The sequence below is a fragment of the Hoyosella sp. YIM 151337 genome (genome assembly GCF_026041215.1).
Classification (GTDB): Bacteria; Actinomycetota; Actinomycetes; order Mycobacteriales; family Mycobacteriaceae; genus Hoyosella.
Genome location: NZ_JAPEIQ010000006.1, coordinates 170,378 through 189,606 on the forward strand (window position 1 = coordinate 170,378; position 19,229 = coordinate 189,606).

The window sequence follows — 19,229 nt, forward strand, 5'->3', positions numbered from 1 at the left end:
CTCAAGTGTTATGTGCCGTTGTCCGGCCCGCGTCCGTTCAGCGGTAGGTGTACATCCGCCGTCGCCGCCCTCAGGCGTCACAACTACACCCCTGTACATCATTAGCCTCAGAAACAGAATGTAACTAATTCCAGATGAAAGATTTTCCTCGAAATCCTGCGGAAGTTTTGAGAAAATGGAATTAGGCGAACATTAGTCGCCTTCTTATCCAGCACGGGTCGGGACTCAAGGAGAGTGTTCTCGATGGACCTCACACTATTGGTCGACTTCGGACTCCACCTCTGGAAACTGTTTGTGGACTTCACCGTCTCAGGTGGGTTCGGCAGCTGATCGGGTAGATAAGCGTTCGTCGCGCGCACACCCCGTCCGCGCGACGAGCGCTTTTTCGCGCTTCACACGTCCCCAAGGGCGAGTTCATCACGCGACGAAACATCATGTTATGTTTAGGCACACCTCATGAGGCTTGCCTAACCTGACCAACATTGATGATTGCGATGATGACGCGCCGGGCACTGGACCCGGCGGTAGGAGCTACCGTGCGAAGAAGCGTGAAATCGGGCGTTGCCACCGCCTCGATCACCCTCACCGTTGCCTTGATCCTCACAGCGTGCGGATCCGGCACCGCAAACAACACAAATGGCGACGCCGCTGCCGGTGAAACCTTCGAGTTCACTTTCGAGTACGCATCCGGCCCGGACGACGACCCCGTGTATCAAGAGACCACGGTCGAAGTCCCGAAGAATCCCGCCAACGTCGTCATCTTCGATATCGCGACGCTCGACACGTTCGGCTCGCTCGGGGGCGAAGCAGCCGGCGCGCCGCTCGAATGGGTGCCCGACTACCTGCAGCAATACCTGGCCGACGACGCCTACGACGCCGGCACGCTCTTCGAAGCCGACCTCCTCACCATCGAAGCCAACCAGCCTGACCTCATCCTCATCGGGGGACGGTCATCCACGCTGTACCAGGAGCTCAGCCAAATCGCCCCCACCGTCGACCTGACCTCACAGGGGTCTTTCGAAGAAACTATGGCGCGCAACGTCACTTTCCTCGGCGAGGTCCTCGGAGCGGAAGACGCTGCCGCCACCGCGCTCGATGAGCTCACCGCCGGTATCGAAGAGGCACGCCAGGTGACTGCGGGAATCGGCACCGGCCTCAGCGTGATTGTGAGCGGCGACCGGATCAGCGCCCTCAAGCCATCGAACGGCGACTACTCAGACCGGAATCTGCGTACCGGCCTTGTCTATGACGTATTCGGCGTCACACCAGTCGTCACTGACATCGAAGCAGCAACGCACGGCGAGCCCATTTCGTTCGAGTTCCTGTTGGAACACGACCCCGATTACCTCTTCGTCACCGACCGGAACGCAGCAACAGGGGAGGCGAACGGCGATTCAGCACGAGTGGTGCTGGACAACCCCATCGTTCGCCAGACAACTGCCCACCGGGAGAACCAGATCGTCTACCTTGACCCCACCGCGTGGTACATCGTCTTCGGCGGCATAACCACCACGCAGATCATGATCGACCAAATCCTCGAGATCGCTGCGTGATCTCAGCCACCACCACAATCACTGCCGCAACGGCCGCTCCCACCGATGTTCAGTCCAATCGGACCTGGGTGGGAGTGGTCATCGGTGTACTCCTCCTTGTTCTCGCGCTCGTCAGCGTGTTCGTCGGCGCGTCTAAGGAAGTAACGATCACGGCACTGCTCAGCCCAAGCGACGACAGCAACGCCGCCTTTCTTGTGACCGTCAGCCGGATTCCGCGAACAATCGCGCTCATACTGGTTGGCGCATCGCTCGGTATCGCCGGGCTGATCATGCAGATGCTGGTTCGCAACCGCTTCGTCGAACCGAGTACAACCGGTGTGACGGAGTTCGCGGCCCTCGGGATGCTGGTCGCGATGGTCTTCTGGCCAGGCATGCCGATTCTGACTCGGATGGTTTTCATCGGTGGCTTCGCGCTCTTCGGCACGTGGGTGTTCCTGCGAGTCATCCGCCGCGTGCCCGTGCGACAGCGCGTGCTCGTGCCACTCGTCGGCATCATGCTCGGCGGCGTGGTGGGCGCGGCAACCACATTCTTCGCCTATCGCCTGGACCTGATGCAATCACTCAGCCATTGGTCGCAGGGCAGCTTCGCACACGTGATGCAAGGCCGGTACGAATTCTTGTGGATCGCCGCAGTCATGATCGTCATCGCTTGGTTCGCAGCTGACCGCTTCAGCGTCATCGGCATGGGGGAAGCGTTTGCGACCAACCTGGGGCTGAACTACCGCCGCGTGGTGGCCGTGGGAATGGTGATTATCGCGGTCATCACTGCGACCATCGTCGTCACGGCAGGCGTGCTGCCGTTCCTCGGCCTTGTCGTTCCGAACATCGTGAGCCTGATAGTCGGCGACAACGTGCGCCGATCAATCCCCTGGGTGGCCGGTCTGGGTGCCGTGTTCGTCGTCGCCTGCGACATCATCGCACGGGTCGTCCGCTACCCCTATGAGATACCGCTTTCCGTTGTGGTGGGAATAATCGGCGCTTTTCTTTTCCTGTGGCTCTTGCTGAGAAGGAAAAGCCATGCTCATTGACCCCACCGACCGCGCTGCCACTGTGCCGGCCGCCGCCGAAAGCCCGGCGCTGACGATGAGAGGCGCGATCCGCTCGGCATGGCAGGAGCCCGCCGTGCGCGTCACGGTCCTCGCTGTGGTCGCGATCGTCCTCGCAGCGTTCTACCTCTTCTTCAATGTGCCCGGCTCACTCGCCTTCGCGCTGAAGATCCGCGGCATGTCGATACTGGCGATGGTTGTGGTCGCTATCGCGGTCGGCTGCTCAACTGTCGTGTTTCACACCATCACGCAGAATCGCATTCTCACGCCGTCAATCATGGGTTTCGACGCGTTTTACATGCTGATTTCGACACTCGTCGTCTTCTTCTTCGGGTCACTCGTCTTTCTCACCGCGAGCCCGTTGACGTTGTGGTCACTCCAAGTCGCCGTGATGACAGCGTTCAGCGTCGCGCTGTTCACGTGGATGTTCGGCGGGAAACGACGCTCGATCCACTTGATGCTGCTGGTCGGCATCGTGTTGGGTGTGTTCTTCCGCAGTTTCACCGAGTGGATGCAGCGCATGCTCGACCCGCTCGACTACCAGGTGCTGACCGACACCATGTTCGCCACGCTCACTCGGCCGAACCCGGCACTCTTGACCTTCACCGCGCTGCTGGTAGCGGCAGGCGTCATCGTCCTCATCCCGCTGTTGCGGACGCTTGACGTCCTCACCCTTGGTGAGCCTGCGGCTGTGGGTCTCGGCGTCAATCACAAACGAGTGGTCATGACGTTATTCACTGTCGTCTCGGTGATGATCGCAGCGTCCACGGCACTGGTGGGGCCCATACTGTTCTTCGGCCTCATCGTTGCGAACCTCGCGTATTCGTATGCTGGCTCTTTCCGGCACGTGTGGACACTTCCCGCCGCCGCACTACTCGGCGTCGTGTGCCTCCTCGGCGGGCAGATTGTGCTGGAGCAAGTCTTGGGCTTTTCCGGCACCTTGTCCATGGTCATCGAGTTCGCGGGCGGACTGTTCTTTCTCTACCTCGTACTTCGCAAAGGGGCGCGATGATCTCGCTGCACAAAGCAACGAAGCGCTACAACAGCACCACAGTGCTAGACGGCGTCAGTATCTCCTTCGGGGATGAGGGCGTGACCGCATTGATCGGCCCCAACGGTGCGGGGAAATCGACGTTGTTTGGCATGATCGGTCGCCTGATTACGCCCGACGCGGGAACTGTGTCGGTAGACGGAATGGATGTGACGAAAGCACACTCGCGAAACCTCGCGCGAATACTCGCCGTGCTGCGGCAGGATAACCACATCACGGCGCGCCTCACGGTCCGTGACCTTGTGGAGTTCGGACGGTTCCCGCACTCACAGGGCCGACTTACACTCGACGACCGCGACCACATTGAGCGCGCGATCGCGTACCTCGAGTTGCAGCCCTTCCGGGACCGGTTTCTCGACGAATTGTCTGGCGGCCAGCGCCAGCGCGCCTTCATCGCGATGGTGCTGGCGCAAGACACCAAGTACATCCTGCTTGACGAGCCACTCAACAATCTCGATTTGCGGCACATGACGGAAATCATGAAGCTCATTCGCCGGATGGCAGACGGACTGGGCAAGCGGGTTGTCGTCGTGCTGCATGACATTAACTTCGCTGCCACCTACAGCGACCGAATCGTCGCCATGCGACAAGGCAGAATCGTGGCTGACGCGCCTGCGAGTGACATCATGCGCGGACCGGTGCTGCGCGAGGTCTATGACACGGACGTCGATGTGCGTCATATCGATGGCAGGCCCGTCGCGCTGTACTACACGTGAGACTACGATGGAATGCAGCCGTGAGAGATCCTAGTCGGGGAGGTTCGTCATGGTTGTCACCATTCTCGAAGGCACCGTACCTATCGACAAGTTCGACGAGTTCGCCGCGAACTACCGCGCCGTGACCGCCGGGACTCTGCCACCGCAAATGATCGAGACCTTTCTCGCCCATAGCGCGCATGATCCCTCGGTGTGGCGCATCATCACGATCTGGCACAGCCGGGAAGCGCTTGAGGAATACCGCAAGTCCGTGGACACGCCAGGCGGGATTCTTCTGTTCCGCAGCGTTGGGGTCGAGCCGAATCTCCTCGCGCTCGACGTCGCGGCGCACGCGGGACGTGCCCCGCAAGAGTCAGCGGCATAACTGGCATCACTGGGTTCCGGCTCGGGCGAATGCCATCTCCTCCCCTGCAAACCCATTGATCCACAGGTCATTGCAGGCGGCGGCGATGTCATCGAGGCCGTCTTCGATGGCGGCGAAAACGTTGCCTGGCACCCACCCCATGTCGCCATTGATGAGGAGATTGTTGCGGCCGTAGAAGATCGCCAGGTCCGTCGCGCCCAGGGCGGCGTGCGCTTCCGAGCCGGGCTCGTATCCGTACGCTGGGTTGCCGATCTCCCACGGCTCGAAGTCGAACAAGCAAACATCACCTGGAATCGGCGTTACCGTCGGGTTTTCGCGGCGCGGCGCCCCACTGATCCGCGGGACTAACGTATACACCTCATTGCGCGCATACTTCGCGTGATAGGCGGCGCCCGCTTGCGGCAGCGCATTCCAGACCGCCTCACACGTCCCGGGTGCTTCCTTATCGAGTAGGCGAGCGCGGCACGTAACGTCCCGCTTAACCAAAGTGATCGTGATGTATCGGGTCACGCAGTTCCTTTCAGATCTCGGCGAGGACTTCCTCCCAGATGCGCAGGCCTTCATCAATCTGTTCGCTCGTGACGATCAGCGGCGGAATCATGCGAACAGTGTTCATGTAGGCGCCGCACATTAACAGCAGCAGACCTTTCTCCGCGGCGAGCTTCTGTGCCGCTGCGGCCCTGGCACTGTCGGGCTTGCCATCCGCTGCGACGAACTCGCTGCCGACGAGCAACCCGAGCCCGCGGGTGTCCCCCACCGCATCCGTGGCAAGTTTCGTGACACCGGCCAGTAGTTCGGCTCCGCGTTCGGCGGCGTTGTCGACCAGGCCCTCGTCCCGAATAACGTCGATGGTTGCGCTTGCCGCCGCGCATGCCACCGCGTTGCCGCCGTAGGTGCCGCCCTGGGAACCCGGCCAGGCCTTGGCCATGAGTTCTTCCCGCGCAGCGATTCCCGAGATCGGGAACCCGCTGGCAAGCCCCTTCGCAATCGTCATGACATCCGGGGTAATACCGAAATGCTCGTGGCCAAAAAACTTACCGGTGCGGCCGAACCCAGTCTGAATTTCGTCGATGACCAGCACTATGCCGTGCTTGTCGGCGCGTTCTCGCAACCCCTCGAAGAACCTGGTGTTGCCCGGAACGTACCCCCCCTCGCCGAGCATCGGCTCGACAATGAACGCTGCTGTCTCTTGCGGCGAACTGATCGTGGCGAAGAGATAATCGAGTTCGCGCAGCGCAAAATCAGTTGCTTCCTCCACACTCCATCCCCAGCGGTACGGCGTGGGGAACGGGGCTACGTGCACCCCAGCCATCAACGGGCTGAATCCCGCGCTGAATCGCGTCCCGGAAGTCGTCATCGACGCGGCAGCCACCGTTCGCCCGTGAAAACCCCCATGGAAGACGACGACATTTGGGCGGCCAGTTGCCTGCCGCGCGAGCCGGAGCGCGGCTTCGACAGCCTCGCTGCCGGAATTCGCGAAGAACACTGAGTCGAGCGTTTCGGGCAGCACCTCTCCGAGTTTGTCGATGAGTTCAAGCATCGGTTTATGCATGACCGTTGTGTACTGCCCGTGGATCAACTTTCCGACCTGGGCTTGCGCCGCTTCCACGACACGGGGATGACAGTGACCGGTGCTGGTGACCCCGATCCCGGCGGTGAAATCGAGGTATCGGCGCCCGTCGGTGCTGTGCAGATAGCAGCCTTCACCGCGTTCGACGGTGACGGGAGTTGCTTGCTTGAGGATCGGTGATAACCGTGTCACTGACACCCTCCGAATCAAAGTATTGTCGGATTGTCAACAATAGGCATACCATGGCGTCGACGGTGAGGCAACGCCCTGACCAACCGGACCGGAACCCGACTGCTGAAGGAGCGGCGATGTCCCCCACACCACAGGACGAGCGCGACGCCATCGCGTCAGTACCAACCGGACTGTTCGTCGGTGGTCAATGGCGCGAGACGGAAAAGTCGTTCGCCGTCGATGACCCGTCGACCGGGGGGACGCTGTGCCACGTCGCGGATGCGAACATCGACGAGGCGATGTCCGCCCTTGACGCCGCCGCAAAGGCCCAGCCCAGTTTCGCCGCCACCTCACCCCGGGAGCGCAGCGAGATACTCCGCCGCGCCTACGAGTTCCTCATCGAGGAACGTGACCGTCTCGCCCTGATCATGACCCTCGAGATGGGCAAGCCTCTCGCCGAAGCCCGCGGGGAGGTCACCTACGCCGCGGAGTTCTTTCGGTGGTTTTCCGAAGAAGCCGTGCGAATCGACGGCGGATACATGCCCGCACCAGCGGGAAACGCCCGCTTCCTCGTGACGCGCCAGCCAGTGGGCCCCAGCATCCTCATCACGCCGTGGAACTTCCCCATGGCTATGGGAACCCGCAAGATCGGGCCCGCAATCGCGGCGGGGTGTACGTCCATCATCAAACCAGCCGAGTACACACCGTTGTCGATGCTGGCGCTCGCGGAAATCCTCCAGCGCGCCGGTCTGCCGGACGGCGCAGTCAACGTCGTCACGACGACCCGCCCCAGTGAGGTGATACCGCCACTGATCTACGACCCGCGCAGCCGAAAATTGTCATTCACCGGCTCGACCGAGGTGGGCAAGATACTGCTGGAACAGTGCGCGAAGACCGTCATGCGCACATCCATGGAACTCGGCGGCAACGCACCATTCATCGTTTTCGACGACGCGGACATCGACGAGGCGATCAACGGCGCCATGGCCGCGAAGATGCGCAATATCGGGCAGGCCTGCACCGCTGCGAACCGAATCTACGTACAACGTCCAGTCGCAGAAGAATTCGTCCGCAAACTCACCGAACGCATGGGTGAGCTGAAAATGGGACGCGGCACCGAAGACGGCATCGTGGTCGGCCCGCTGATCGAGAAAGAAGCCATTGACAAGGTCACCCATCTCGTCTCTGATGCGACCCAGCGGGGAGCGAAAGTCGCGCTCGGCGGCACTCCGCCAGAGGGAAGCGGCTATTTCTACCCGGCAACCGTGCTGACCGACGTGCCGGATGAGGCAGAAATGACCAGCACCGAGATATTCGGCCCCGTCGCCGCGATCAGCGTGTTCGACACCGAAGACGAGGTCATCGGCCGGGCAAACAACACCCCGTACGGGCTGGTGTCTTATGTCTACACGGAGAATCTCCGCCGCGGACTGCGGGTGTGCGAGGCACTAGAAGCCGGAATGGTCGGACTCAACCAAGGCATCGTGTCGAACCCCGCCGCCCCATTCGGGGGTGTTAAAGAGTCAGGACTCGGGCGCGAAGGCGGATTCACCGGGATCGACGAATTCCTCGAAATGAAGTACGTCGGCGTTCAGATGTAGTGCACGTCAGTCTTCTAAGGCTTCATCCTCGTCGTCATACTCGCGGTCCGCGCGCGGGACGTCATTCTCGGCCTTGCGTGCGGCTTCGACCATCTCGAAACCGTCGGTGATCCAATCGCCAATTTCGCGTGCGACGCCAGCGACGGCACCAGTGATGATCACTGTGATCCGGCCGACATGCGTGGCAGCGGATTCGACGAGCTGCTGCGTGACATCCTTGCCACGCTCCAGCTTCCCGACCATGTCCCCCTCCTAAGCCTGGGAAGTTTTGCGCTCCACGATAACAGTGCGCACCCTGTCCGGCGTCACCCACGACTGGGGAAGACCCAGCTTGACGATCTTCTTCCACGCCGAAAACAGCTGTTTAGGCAGTGTGCCTGTGTTGTACGGCAACCCGTACACGTCGCACAGGTGTTGAACCTCACGCGATATTTCCGGCAAGCGACACGACGGGAGATCCGGAAACAGGTGGTGCTCGATCTGGAACCCGGTGCTGCCCGCCAGAATGTGCAGCAGACGTGAGCCGGTGTAGTTCGCCGACCCAAGCAGTTGGCGGAGGTACCACTCGCCGCGCGTCTCGCCACTTATCTCGGCTTCCGTGAAGGTCTGCGCTCCGGTCGGGAAATGCCCGCAGTAGATCAGGTTGCCGACCCAGAGGTTGCGGATCAGGTTGGCCGTGGCGTTACCCGCGAACGTCAGCGGGAAGAGCGGACCAGTCAGCGCGGGGAAGAACACGTAATCTTTGGCAACCTGCGGCGCGATCTTCGCCCACCAGTGCCGCCCCACCTTCTTCAGGTTCTTCCAGTGATCACCTGGCAGCACCGAGTGATCGAGTTCCAGCACGTGCAAGGTAGCGAGCCATTCGAAGAAGAGGACAATCGCGCCCGCGATCACTGGATTCAGCAGGAAGACCGGGTGCCAGGGTTGTTCATCGTCCATCCGCATTACACCGAAGCCGATGTCGCGGTCCTGGCCGATCACGTTGGTGTAAGTGTGGTGGCGGTAATTGTGGCTGTATCGCCACAGATCACCCTGCACGACCATGTCCCACTCATAGACGCGCGAATTCAGGCCGTGCTCACGCATGAAGTCGTATTGCCCATGCATGACGTTGTGGCCGATTTCGAGATTGTCGATGATTTTCGACAAAGTCAATGAAGCGACCGCAGCACACCAAATCGGGGGCACAAACCCCAGAAAAAACAGGCCGCGTCCCGTTGATTCCAATGCTCGTTGCGCCCGAATTACGTTATAAATGTATTTACGGTCGCGTTCACCCAGGTCTGCTAATACGCGTTCCCGGATCTCATCGAGCGCCCGGCCGAACTCCTCGACCTGGTCGGGCGTCAATCGAATAGGCTCGTCGCTCGCGGGCTCTTGGCCCGGCGCGTTGCGAACGAAGGAGACATTCCGAATAAAAGGGATTCGCTTGAGTGTGCGCACCGGTACTACCCCAGCCCGCCCGGCGTCTCCCCCGAAGAAGCCATTTAGCGGCAGAGCTACCATATGCACGCCCTCCCATATACCCCATTACTGCAAGATCGCCACTGATCTCGATAGACAATACTTGAGACAGCAGGATGCGGGCATCGCGATATGAACAAAGTCACTACCCACTAACAGATTGTCGCCATTTTGCGATCACCCTGAGATTACTCGTATACCCAGCGGTATTCGCGGCACGAGCCGCCAGGCCGGAGTGGTGTCGCACACCACCATCACCGCGCGCAGTCCGTCATACTGGCCGGCAGACCCTTGTAACCGCGCAACGAGAAGATACACGCGATGCCACGACTGATCTCGGCGCTCGGCGCCTGCGCAACGACGGCCGCGCTGGCGATGCTCGCGAGTGCGTGCGGCGGCGGCAGCGCGGACGACACATCCCGGGATAGCCAGCTCGACGACTTCTTCCCGCCACCGCAGGGATCCCTGCAGCTGCCCGGCGCCGTGCCCGCGGACCTCCCGCCGCGTTGCGCGCCCGGGGGCGGACGCACCGTCACCCCGGGCGAACTGACGATTGCGACCGACGATCCCGCGTACGAACCCTGGTTCATCGACAACGACCCCGCAAACGGTCAGGGGCTCGAAGGCGCTGTCGCCCGCGCAGTTGCCGATTCCCTCGGCTATCCCCCAGACCTCACAAGCTTCATTCGCGTTCCCTTCACCGACGCACTCGAAAGCGGCCCTAAGAATTTCGATTTCGCCATCAGCCAATTCAGCATCCTCGGCCAGCGCCGCGACAACGTCGACTTCTCAGCGCCCTACTACGCGGTGGCCCAGGCCGTCGTCACCCGGGCCGAGAACCCCGCTGCAAGCGCCACCACGCTGAGTGACCTCGAGAACGTCCGGCTCGGCGCGCACGCTGGCTCCACCGCGCTGTACGCCGCGGCGCACAGCATCCACCCGGCCGATGCGCCGGCGGAGTACCCCACAACAGACGACGCGATCGACGCGCTGATTGACGGGGATATCGACGCGCTGATAGCCGACCTTCCCACGGCCCTCCAAATCGCCAGCGCCCGCCTCGATGACGGCGTCGTTGCCGGCCGATTCCCGGCGCCCAATGAGGTGACCGAATTCTTCGGGCTCGTGCTCGAAAAAGACAGCCCCTTCACCGAATGCGCGACGCTGGCGCTCGAGCACCTCCACCACGAAGGCATCCTCGAAAACCTCGCGGACCAGTGGATTTCCAGCGCCGACGAGGTGCCCGTGCTGAGGTAGCAACAAATTTTCGTGATCTGTCCCACATTTGCAACAATCTTGGTACGTTGAGGACACCTTTCAGCGATCCGAACGAGGGGGCGATCTCGGCTCTGGGCCAAAGGTTCGCGAAGCGACATGCATTCCGCGTTGCTCGGCTGAGCAGGCTTGCCGTGGCGATTGGCACCGCGCTCGTTGTTGCCAGCGTCACCGGAATCGGCGTCGCCGCGGCGCAGCCGATTCAGGCAACGCCGGATCCTGACCCCTTCTATAGCGCACCCGCTGATCTCGGTGGTGCCGCGCCAGGGGATGTCCTGAAAACCCGGCAACTCCCACCCGTACCTGCGCTGATCAACACGGACGTGCAGCAGATCATGTTCCGCTCAACGAATTCTGCTGGTGCGCCCATCGCGGCAACCACCACTTTGCTGCTTCCGCGGGGCTATAGCCCGGATGCGCCGGTGGTGTCGTATCAGCACATCATTAACGGTCTCGGCGTGCACTGCACACCCTCTCGCGCCCTCTACACCGCGAATCCCTTCGAGTGGATCTGGGAAACCCCAGGCCTGAACAGCGCACTGCAGCAGGGCTGGGTCGTGGCGCTACCCGATCATTTAGGTCCGCAGAGCGCCTATGGCGCCGCCCGGCTCGGTGCTCATATCACGCTCGACGGTGTGCGTGCCGTCCAGCGCAGCCAATTCGGGCTCGGCGGCAGTCCAGTGACTCTTGCTGGCTACTCGGGTGGCGGAATGACAACGCTTTTCGCCGCGGCGCTCGCCCCTCGCTACGCACCCGAAATCCGGCTGCTCGGAGCCGCTGCGGGCGGTGTCCCCACCAATCTGGAGCGCCTGGTATCGATGATCGACGATCAGCCACATCCCGCGTTCGGCCTGGCCTTTGCCGCCGCGATCGGACTCGAGCGGGAGTATCCACACCGCTTCCCCACCTCACGACACTTGAGCCCGGCGGGTCACGCGCTCGCGACGCAGCTGCGCGACGGATGCACCCAAGACCTGCTCAACGCCGGGTCCAACCTCGGGATCGCCGATGTCGCACCCGGAGCCTCGATAGTGGGCACACCGGAAGCGCTGGGAGTTCTCCACGAAAACAGCCTGCGGTTCGCCCCGGAAACACCCACCGCGCCCGTTTACATGTGGCACAGCCGTAACGATTCCATCATTCCTTACGACGATGCCGCCGCCACTGCGGGACGCTACTGCGCAGGCGGCACACCGGTGCAGTTCGACACCGTCGGCGCCGAGGATCACGTCCAGGCGGCGGTCGAAGGGGCGGGGCCAGCAATGGCGTACCTCGAGAGTCTCGTGCGGGGCCAGCCTGCGCCGTCCAATTGCTAGCGATCTTGACAAGGTCGCAATCGGTACCGTGGGACCATGGACGCGCACCTCAATGACATTTATGACGCCGTGATCCGCCGCAACCCCGGTGAGCCGGAATTTCACCAGGCAGTCGAGAGCCTATTTGGGTCCCTCGCGGTTGCCCTCGGCCGTCATCCCGAATACGCCGACGACGCTCTCGTCGAGCGTATGTGCGAACCGGAACGGCAGATAATCTTTCGCGTGCCGTGGGCCGACGATTCTGGCCGTATTCACGTCAACCGGGGGTACCGTGTCCAATTCAGCAGTGTGCTCGGCCCATACAAGGGCGGCCTGCGGTTCCACCCGTCGGTGAACCTCGGCATCATCAAGTTTCTCGGTTTTGAGCAGATTTACAAGAACGCGCTGACCGGCCTCCCGATAGGCGGCGGCAAGGGCGGCTCCGACTTCGACCCCAAAGGGCGCAGCGACCGCGAGGTCATGCGTTTCTGCCAGTCATTCATGACGGAACTTCAGCGCCACATCGGTGAGCACACCGACGTTCCTGCCGGCGACATCGGGGTGGGCCAGCGCGAGATTGGCTACCTTTTCGGCCAGTACATGCGCCTCAAGAATGCCCACGAGTCCGGCGTCATCACGGGCAAGGGGATCTCCTGGGGCGGATCCCTTGTGCGGAAAGAGGCCACCGGGTACGGCGTGGCCTACTTTGTGTCTAATGTGCTTGAATCCGCGGGCGATTCGCTGGACGGGAAGCGCGTGGTCGTATCAGGGTCGGGCAACGTCGCGATCTACGCGATCGAGAAGGTGCAGCAGCAGGGTGGCATCGTCGTCGCGTGCTCCGATTCCAGTGGATATATCGTCACCGAAAAGGGCATCGACGTACCGCTGCTGAAGGACATTAAGGAGCGCCGCCGTGCGCGCATCCATACGTACGCTGACGAGTCCGGTTCCGCCACTTTCGTGCGTGACGGATCAGTCTGGGACGTGGACTGCGACGTTGCGCTCCCCTGCGCGACGCAAAACGAACTCGACCACACAGCTGCCGAAACCTTAGCCCGCAACGGTTGCACCATCGTCGCGGAAGGAGCGAATATGCCCGTCACTCCAGCCGGCGTCCGGACGCTCCGGCAGGCAGGCGTCAAGTTCGGGCCCGGAAAAGCAGCTAACGCGGGCGGCGTCGCCACTTCTGCCCTGGAGATGCAGCAGAACGCGTCCCGCGACTCCTGGCATTTCGACTACACCGATCAGCGCCTGGAGTCGATCATGTCCGACATTTTCCAACGGTGTCGCGACACTGCCGAAACATACGGGGCCCCGGATGACTATGTGCTCGGCGCCAACATCGCTGGCTTCACCACTGTCGCCGATGCGATGTGTGCACTTGGGGTTGTGTAAGACCAATGGCGACGGATCAGGGAGCACCCTGATCCGTCGCCATTCTTGGTCAGCCGTTACGCGACAGAGTTCCGATCCGCTGCGCGTTCTACGATCACGCCTGCTGGCTCCTCGATCTTCACCAGCGAGTCCGGCAGCGCAAGCTTGAAGATCTTGCCCCACACCGAGCCGATCTGCTTCATGAACGGGCCCTTGTTGTAGGGAAGCCCGTACTTCTTGGCGATCGCCTCGACCTGCGGCGCCATCTCCGGGTAACGGTACGCCGGGATGTCAGGGAACAGGTGGTGCTCAATCTGGTGTGACAGATTGCCCGACATGATGTGAAACAGGTCGCCGCCGGTGATGTTCGCGGAACCCAGCATCTGGCGGAGGTACCACTCAGCACGCGTTTCGCTGGCCGTCTCCTCCTTGGTGAACACCTGGACACCGGATGGGAAGTGGCCGCAGAAAATGATGCTGTACGCCCACACGTTGCGGATCAAGTTGGCCGCGGCATTGCCAGCCAGCGTGGACAGGAACAGTGGTCCCGTGAGTGCTGGGAACATCACATAGTCCTTGAGTGCCTGCGGACCGGCTTTGCGAACCCAGCCCTTGGCGAGTTCCTTCACCTCGTTCATGTCCCGCTTGCCCTGCACAACTTCCTCGGCATGCATGTCGTGGAGCATGACGCCCCATTCGAACAGCACCATGAGCAGGAAAGCGTAAACCGGGTTACCCAGGTAGTACGGGTTCCATTTCTGGTCTTTGTCCATGCGCAGGATGCCGTAACCGATGTCACGGTCCATATCCAGGATGTTGGTGAACGTGTGGTGCATGTAGTTGTGCGAATGCCGCCACTGGTCGCCGGGGCACACGTTGTCCCATTCGAAGACCCGGGAGTTCAGGCCCTTTTCCTTCATCCAGTCATACTGACCATGCATGACGTTGTGGCCGATCTCCATGTTGTCGAGGATCTTCGCGACACCGAGTGACGCCACGGCGAGAGGCCAGGCTGGAAGCACGTACATCAAGCCGCGGCCGGCAACCTCGAGTGCGCGCTGCGCTTTAATGATCTTGTAAATGTAGTCGCGGTCTTTGTCACCGAGATCAGCGACGATGCGTGCGCGGAGGTCATCGAGTTCCTTGCCGAACGCTTCCACTTGTTCATGGGTCAAGCGCACAGGCGCCTTATCCTCAGCGGACTTGCCGAGCGCCTTCGCGAACGGAGCAGTCGCGGCCTTGGTGACGCGGCGCCGAAGCTTCTTGCCAGGCAGCGCAGGTGCAGACACCGGGAGGGTGAGAACAGCCATCGTGAAGTCTCCTTCGGGATGTAATCCGTTGGCGGCTCGGCCCATGTTTTTGGGATGGGGCTACCGTCACGGGTCAAAGAACTGGGGTTTGAGGGGTACTTAGCGGTCAGATATCGATGTCGACGTCACCGACTGCGCGTGAGACGCACAGCTGAATTGGCTCGTCCGGGAGGTCGTTGATCTCGCCAGTCAGCAGGCTCTTGGTGCAGCCCGACTTCTTGACGGCGGTGCAGGTGAAACAGATGCCCATCCGGCAGCCGTACTCAGGGCTGAGGCCCGCGTCCTCGGCTTCCTCCAGTAGCGATGAGCCTGTGTTCTCCCGCTCGACGCTGCTGCCGGTGAAACGGATTGTGCCCGTGGCATCTTCGGTATCATCGACGGTTGCTGGTGCGGTCTGAAACTCCTCAGTGTGCAGCCGTTCACTGAGGCCCAGATCGGAGTAGAACTCGCGGATCGCGTTCATCATCGGAGGTGGACCACAGAGGTATGTCTGCGCCTCGCCAAACCACGGCGCAGCCGTGTTCACATGCTCGGCGCTGAAAAATCCCTCCAGGTCACCACCGCCGCCGGGCACTGTCGATGCGACCAGCAGCGTGACGTTCGAGTGCTTCGCGGCGATGTCCCGAAGCAGCTCAGCATGGGGAACATCGGCGACTGTGTCGCAATAGTGCAGAAACGTGATATCGCCCGTGTAACCCTCGTCGACCAGCGTACGCAGCATTGAGAGCACAGGTGTTATGCCGCTGCCGCCACTGAGGAGCAGGATTCTTTCCGGACGCTGCGCGGGAAGATGGAAGACACCTGCCGCCTGTGAAAGGTCAACAACCAGGCCTGGCTGCGCCTCGTCACGCAAGTAGCGTGATACGAAGCCATCCGGATGCGCCTTGATGGTCAGCTCGATGCGGCCATCTGCGCTGTGCTGTGAGTTCGCCGGCGAGAAGCAGCGAGTATGGCGTACACCATCAACTACCACACCGACCTGGACAAACTGCCCGGCCTCGAATCCCTGCCACTGCCGGGTCGGTTGCAGTTCGAGCGTGACAGTGTCCTTGGTGTAACGCTCGACGCGGGTCACTCTGGCGCGCAAATCGCGCACCGTGAGCATCGGGTTGACGAGCTCGAGGTAGCGGTCCAGCGCGTGCGGCGTGGCGAGCTTCTCCACCAGGCTGACCAGCGAGAACCGCACTTTACGCGCAGACTCCTGAGTAGCTTTCTTCGCGCTCTGGAAGCGAGGCGGGTTTGGTGCGGTGGGTAGCGCCCGTGGCGAGATCGATGCAGTCATCGTTGTCTCCTCATCGTTGTGCTGATCCTCCGGCCCGGCCCCTCAGACCGACGCTCGAACTTTCAGTGAACGTGTGTACACCGAAGAGTCTGCCGATTGTCTCCGTACGATGTCAACAGCAATCGCCGTGATCCGCATGACAGTGCTTGTGCGTTCACCGTGCCAAGTCCCCCTAAACTGATTGTCGTGACAAACCCCGGTAGCAGATCTGAGCGCAAGGAACGCACGCGCCAGGCACTCCTTGACGGCACGCTCGAACTGCTCGATGACCGCAGCTTCGTGAGCGTGTCGCTGCGAGAGGTGACACGCGCGGTGGGGATTGTTCCTACGGCCTTCTACCGCCATTTCGACTCCATGGAGCACCTCGGGGTCAACCTCGTCGAGATGAGTACACGGGCGCTGCGCCAGATTCTCCGAGAGGCACGCCGCAACAACAACCCCACGATCAAAGACTTCCTGACCATCATTGCGCGCGAGGTACGCGAGCATGAGCGTGAATTCCGGTTTATTACACAGGAACGTTATGGAGGCGTTGCAGAGATTCGCCGGGCAATCGCTACCGAATTGCGCTTGTTCTCCCGCGAACTCGCCGCTGAACTGGCCCGGGTACCCGCCATGCGCGATTGGGACTACGACGACATCGAATGGGTCGCCGACCTCAGCGTCACCGCTATTCTGGCGATAATCGACGCCTTGCTGAACGCGGACCCCCGCAACCCCGCCGAGGCACGGGACGCGCTCAAACGGGGCGAGAACCAGCTTCGTGTGATCGCGCTCGGGGTGTCACAGTGGAATCTTGCCCGCTAGCGAAAGATCCGCCACAGCACGACAAAGACAAAAAGCACGCCAACGCCCACGATCGCGATACGAACTTCAGGCTCCTCCGACTTCGCGATTGCCTTTTCCTTGGCACTGTCGAGGACACGACGCGGGTTCGCACGAATCGCCAGCTCGTCCAGCGTGCTTGCAAGCTGTTCGCGGGCACGCTCGATGTCGCGTTCAATGCTCTCAGTGTCCCTCGACACGCGTCCTCCATCGTCGGCGAAAATGTGGCTTGCTCCTACCGTAGTTGAGAGCCCGCACAACATCCTGCACCAACCCCACAATGCCGACAACAGGAATCGACGAGTTATCCACAGGATGCCGGTTTTGGGGTGTTTATCCACAGGGATGGGACCGGCTGTCAGCGCCGTAACTTAGTCTTGCGCTGTGACTGAAAACAACCGCCTCAGCCCCGGCGATGCCGCCCCCGATTTCACCCTGCCCAACGCCGACGGCAACCCCGTTTCCCTCGGAGATTACCGCGGCCGGAAGGTCATCGTGTACTTCTATCCCGCCGCCGGCACTCCCGGTTGCACAAAGCAGGCGTGCGACTTCCGGGAAAGCCTCAGCGAGCTCAACAGTGCCGGGATTGATGTCATCGGGATCTCCCCTGACAAGCCCGAGAAGCTAGCGAAATTCCGTGACGCTGAGTCGCTTTCATTTCCGCTACTTTCGGACCCCGCGAAATCGACGCTCGCAGCGTGGGGTGCGTTCGGGGAAAAGAAACTGTATGGGAAGACCGTACAGGGTGTCATCCGTTCGACATTTCTGGTCGACGAAAACGGCAAGATCGAGGCCGCTCAGTACAACGTCCGGGCCACCGGCCACGTAGCGAAACTCCGGCGTGACCTCGCCGTTTAAGCTACCCGCGAGTACCGTATCCGGGCCGCGTTCACTTCCGGCCCGGATACTTCGGGTTATCCACAGAAACCGAGTTATCCACAATCTATAAATTGCTGTGCATATCTCTTCACAGAACGGGTCGTGATCGCGGCGCGATACCGGCTACCACACCGTGCGACGGGGATGGCTCCTCGCAAACCCTCAGGCAGCGTGCCCTGTTCGGGCAAAAATCGACGGGTAAAGATATCCTTCGGGCGTGGAGTCATCGACAGAAAGCCGCCTGCGTGGTGCCGTGGGCCCGCAGACAGCTGGTGCCGATGCCCTGAAACTCGATGAATCGGATCCGCTTATCAACACCCCAGATAGCCTCTCCATCCCCGAACCCTCCGGAGCACCGGAGGAGTTGCTGCCGCGCCGCCGTCCAGCCCAGGAACGCAGCCGCCGGAAGTTCGAGGCCATCTTGAACGCATCACGCGACCTGCTCGTCGAGGTTGGTTTCGAGTCGTTCACCTGCGAGGAGGTCGCCAATCGCGCGGGGGTGCCGATCGGTACGCTCTACCAGTTCTTCGCGAACAAGTACGTCATTGTGTGTGAACTGGATCGTCATGACCTTGTAGGAGTTCAGCGCGAGCTCGCAGCGTTCCAGACTATGGTGCCAACCCTGCAATGGCCGATAATCCTCAACCGGTTCCTCGATCATCTTGCGGACCTGTGGCTGAACGACCCGTCACGACGGGCTGTATGGCTCGCTGTGCAATCAACACCAGCGACCCGGGCAACAGCTGCCATCTACGAACGCGCGCTCGCTCAGCAAGTCTCAGAGCTGTTGCAGCCCCTCTTCCCTAGCGCGGACTCGGCATACCGTCAGAAGATCGCCGAGGTGCTCGTACATATCGCCTATTCGATGCTCAATTTCGCGGTCCGTGACGGACAGAATCATCCGGAGGCGGTCAGCGAGCTTAAGCGGTTACTGGGCTCGTATCTCCTGCAGACCGAGCGCGACCTCCGCAAGCGGAAGCGCACTTAAGACCGGACGCCGCAATGCCGAAACCCCGAGTGCTGGATGCGGCACTCGGGGTTTCCTTTTCTTTCGTTATGGATCTTCGATGATGACGAAGGCTCCTGCCATGTCCCCGTCGTGAGTCAGGGATACATGGATGGCGGCATCTCCGATGTAGCCGGCGATGTCGCCTTTGACCACGATGCTCGGCCGGCCCCAGTTGTCGTTGACCACTTCGATCTGGTCGTAGCGGACATCCGGCATTTGGACGGGCTGGGCGAACCGGGACCCTGACCAGGCTTTGATCAGGGCCTCCTTCGCGGCCCACCGTGCGGCGTAGTGGCGTGCTGGGTCGTCCGTGACGTCCGAGCAGTAGCGCCGCTCGCCGACGGTGAAGTTCTTCAGCATCGTGGTGCCTGGGTGCGCGAGCTGCTCAGCGAACTCGCTCACGCACACCAGGTCAAACCCGATACCCCGCACCGTCACGGTCGG

Annotated in this window: 20 protein-coding genes; 12 read left to right on the plus strand and 8 right to left on the minus strand. The window is 61.4% G+C overall.

Translation table 11 applies throughout. The features are described 5' to 3' along the window. Positions 1 to 536 precede the first annotated feature (536 nt). From ONR57_RS02205 to ONR57_RS02225, 5 genes are read left to right on the plus strand one after another with little or no spacing between them, the layout of a single operon-like run. The gene (locus ONR57_RS02205) at positions 537 to 1,553 is read left to right on the plus strand and encodes an ABC transporter substrate-binding protein (protein ID WP_265121219.1); all 1,017 of its coding nucleotides are present in this window, start codon (positions 537 to 539) and stop codon (positions 1,551 to 1,553) included. Then, positions 1,550 to 2,581, plus strand: coding sequence for an ABC transporter permease (locus tag ONR57_RS02210; RefSeq protein WP_265121220.1), 1,032 nt, complete (start codon positions 1,550 to 1,552; stop codon positions 2,579 to 2,581). The genes ONR57_RS02205 and ONR57_RS02210 overlap by 4 nt, the downstream gene beginning before the upstream one ends. After that, positions 2,571 to 3,611 carry an iron chelate uptake ABC transporter family permease subunit gene (locus ONR57_RS02215; protein WP_265121221.1) on the plus strand — a complete coding sequence of 347 codons (1,041 nt, stop codon included), beginning with the start codon at positions 2,571 to 2,573 and terminating at the stop codon, positions 3,609 to 3,611. The genes ONR57_RS02210 and ONR57_RS02215 overlap by 11 nt, the downstream gene beginning before the upstream one ends. Then, positions 3,608 to 4,366, plus strand: a complete 759-nt coding sequence (locus ONR57_RS02220) for an ABC transporter ATP-binding protein (RefSeq protein WP_265121222.1) — start codon at positions 3,608 to 3,610, stop codon at positions 4,364 to 4,366. The genes ONR57_RS02215 and ONR57_RS02220 overlap by 4 nt, the downstream gene beginning before the upstream one ends. Before the next feature lie 49 nt (positions 4,367 to 4,415). Continuing rightward, positions 4,416 to 4,730, plus strand: a complete 315-nt coding sequence (locus tag ONR57_RS02225) for an antibiotic biosynthesis monooxygenase (protein WP_265121223.1) — start codon at positions 4,416 to 4,418, stop codon at positions 4,728 to 4,730. Positions 4,731 to 4,736: 6 nt separating this feature from the next. On the opposite strand, the gene ONR57_RS02230 is transcribed toward ONR57_RS02225, so the two are convergent. Continuing rightward, positions 4,737 to 5,240 carry a DUF3830 family protein gene (locus ONR57_RS02230; RefSeq protein WP_265121224.1) on the minus strand — a complete coding sequence of 168 codons (504 nt, stop codon included), beginning with the start codon at positions 5,238 to 5,240 and terminating at the stop codon, positions 4,737 to 4,739. A gap of 10 nt (positions 5,241 to 5,250) precedes the next feature. Beyond that, positions 5,251 to 6,492, minus strand: coding sequence for an aspartate aminotransferase family protein (locus ONR57_RS02235; RefSeq protein WP_265121225.1), 1,242 nt, complete (start codon positions 6,490 to 6,492; stop codon positions 5,251 to 5,253). Positions 6,493 to 6,608: 116 nt separating this feature from the next. Here ONR57_RS02235 and ONR57_RS02240 point away from each other — a divergent pair, with 116 nt between their 5' ends. Beyond that, positions 6,609 to 8,072 (plus strand): NAD-dependent succinate-semialdehyde dehydrogenase, encoded by a 1,464-nt coding sequence (locus tag ONR57_RS02240; RefSeq protein WP_265121226.1) that lies wholly within the window; start codon positions 6,609 to 6,611, stop codon positions 8,070 to 8,072. Positions 8,073 to 8,078: 6 nt separating this feature from the next. Here ONR57_RS02240 and ONR57_RS02245 read toward each other — a convergent pair whose 3' ends face one another. Then, entirely contained in the window at positions 8,079 to 8,315 is a 237-nt protein-coding gene (locus tag ONR57_RS02245; RefSeq protein WP_265121228.1) for a hypothetical protein, read from the minus strand. 9 nt (positions 8,316 to 8,324) lie between these two features. Then, positions 8,325 to 9,578 (minus strand): fatty acid desaturase, encoded by a 1,254-nt coding sequence (locus tag ONR57_RS02250; RefSeq protein WP_374116369.1) that lies wholly within the window; start codon positions 9,576 to 9,578, stop codon positions 8,325 to 8,327. Positions 9,579 to 9,857: 279 nt separating this feature from the next. Here ONR57_RS02250 and ONR57_RS02255 point away from each other — a divergent pair, with 279 nt between their 5' ends. The 3 genes from ONR57_RS02255 (at position 9,858) to gdhA (ending at position 13,501) form a co-directional block, all read left to right on the plus strand. After that, positions 9,858 to 10,793 (plus strand): ABC transporter substrate-binding protein, encoded by a 936-nt coding sequence (locus tag ONR57_RS02255; RefSeq protein WP_265121231.1) that lies wholly within the window; start codon positions 9,858 to 9,860, stop codon positions 10,791 to 10,793. Positions 10,794 to 10,945: 152 nt separating this feature from the next. After that, positions 10,946 to 12,127, plus strand: a complete 1,182-nt coding sequence (locus ONR57_RS02260) for a lipase family protein (protein ID WP_265121232.1) — start codon at positions 10,946 to 10,948, stop codon at positions 12,125 to 12,127. A 36-nt stretch (positions 12,128 to 12,163) separates the two neighbouring features. Further along, entirely contained in the window at positions 12,164 to 13,501 is a 1,338-nt protein-coding gene (gene gdhA, locus ONR57_RS02265) for an NADP-specific glutamate dehydrogenase (RefSeq protein WP_265121233.1), read from the plus strand. Between the two features lie 56 nt (positions 13,502 to 13,557). Here gdhA and ONR57_RS02270 read toward each other — a convergent pair whose 3' ends face one another. Then, positions 13,558 to 14,790 carry an acyl-CoA desaturase gene (locus ONR57_RS02270; protein WP_265121234.1) on the minus strand — a complete coding sequence of 411 codons (1,233 nt, stop codon included), beginning with the start codon at positions 14,788 to 14,790 and terminating at the stop codon, positions 13,558 to 13,560. 106 nt (positions 14,791 to 14,896) lie between these two features. Then, complete coding sequence (locus tag ONR57_RS02275; RefSeq protein ID WP_265121235.1) at positions 14,897 to 16,072, minus strand: ferredoxin reductase; 1,176 nt, start codon at positions 16,070 to 16,072, stop codon at positions 14,897 to 14,899. Between the two features lie 186 nt (positions 16,073 to 16,258). Here ONR57_RS02275 and ONR57_RS02280 point away from each other — a divergent pair, with 186 nt between their 5' ends. Continuing rightward, positions 16,259 to 16,879, plus strand: a complete 621-nt coding sequence (locus tag ONR57_RS02280) for a TetR family transcriptional regulator (RefSeq protein WP_265121237.1) — start codon at positions 16,259 to 16,261, stop codon at positions 16,877 to 16,879. Here the strand turns inward: ONR57_RS02280 and ONR57_RS02285 are convergent. Then, positions 16,876 to 17,097, minus strand: coding sequence for a DUF3618 domain-containing protein (locus tag ONR57_RS02285; RefSeq protein ID WP_265121238.1), 222 nt, complete (start codon positions 17,095 to 17,097; stop codon positions 16,876 to 16,878). The genes ONR57_RS02280 and ONR57_RS02285 overlap by 4 nt on opposite strands. 184 nt (positions 17,098 to 17,281) lie before the next feature. Between ONR57_RS02285 and bcp the strand changes: the two genes are divergently transcribed. Together bcp and ONR57_RS02295 are read left to right on the plus strand one after the other, a co-directional pair. Next, positions 17,282 to 17,755, plus strand: coding sequence for a thioredoxin-dependent thiol peroxidase (bcp, locus tag ONR57_RS02290; RefSeq protein ID WP_265121239.1), 474 nt, complete (start codon positions 17,282 to 17,284; stop codon positions 17,753 to 17,755). A 331-nt stretch (positions 17,756 to 18,086) separates the two neighbouring features. Continuing rightward, on the plus strand, positions 18,087 to 18,764 hold the full coding sequence (locus ONR57_RS02295; RefSeq protein ID WP_265121734.1) for a TetR/AcrR family transcriptional regulator: 678 nt from the start codon (positions 18,087 to 18,089) through the stop codon (positions 18,762 to 18,764). A gap of 66 nt (positions 18,765 to 18,830) precedes the next feature. Here ONR57_RS02295 and ONR57_RS02300 read toward each other — a convergent pair whose 3' ends face one another. Further along, positions 18,831 to 19,223 carry a holo-ACP synthase gene (locus ONR57_RS02300; protein ID WP_265121241.1) on the minus strand — a complete coding sequence of 131 codons (393 nt, stop codon included), beginning with the start codon at positions 19,221 to 19,223 and terminating at the stop codon, positions 18,831 to 18,833. Positions 19,224 to 19,229 lie beyond the last annotated feature (6 nt).

Bases quoted from the DNA above. Each gene is read 5' to 3' on its own strand.
- ONR57_RS02215 (WP_265121221.1), top strand. From the start codon at position 2,571: ATGCTCATTGACCCCACCGACCGCGCTGCCACTGTGCCGGCCGCCGCC.
- ONR57_RS02220 (WP_265121222.1), top strand. From the start codon at position 3,608: ATGATCTCGCTGCACAAAGCAACGAAGCGCTACAACAGCACCACAGTG.
- ONR57_RS02225 (WP_265121223.1), top strand. From the start codon at position 4,416: ATGGTTGTCACCATTCTCGAAGGCACCGTACCTATCGACAAGTTCGAC.
- ONR57_RS02240 (WP_265121226.1), top strand. From the start codon at position 6,609: ATGTCCCCCACACCACAGGACGAGCGCGACGCCATCGCGTCAGTACCA.
- ONR57_RS02245 (WP_265121228.1), bottom strand. From the start codon at position 8,315: ATGGTCGGGAAGCTGGAGCGTGGCAAGGATGTCACGCAGCAGCTCGTC.
- ONR57_RS02250 (WP_374116369.1), bottom strand. From the start codon at position 9,578: ATGGTAGCTCTGCCGCTAAATGGCTTCTTCGGGGGAGACGCCGGGCGG.
- ONR57_RS02255 (WP_265121231.1), top strand. From the start codon at position 9,858: ATGCCACGACTGATCTCGGCGCTCGGCGCCTGCGCAACGACGGCCGCG.
- gdhA (WP_265121233.1), top strand. From the start codon at position 12,164: ATGGACGCGCACCTCAATGACATTTATGACGCCGTGATCCGCCGCAAC.
- ONR57_RS02270 (WP_265121234.1), bottom strand. From the start codon at position 14,790: ATGGCTGTTCTCACCCTCCCGGTGTCTGCACCTGCGCTGCCTGGCAAG.
- ONR57_RS02275 (WP_265121235.1), bottom strand. From the start codon at position 16,072: ATGACTGCATCGATCTCGCCACGGGCGCTACCCACCGCACCAAACCCG.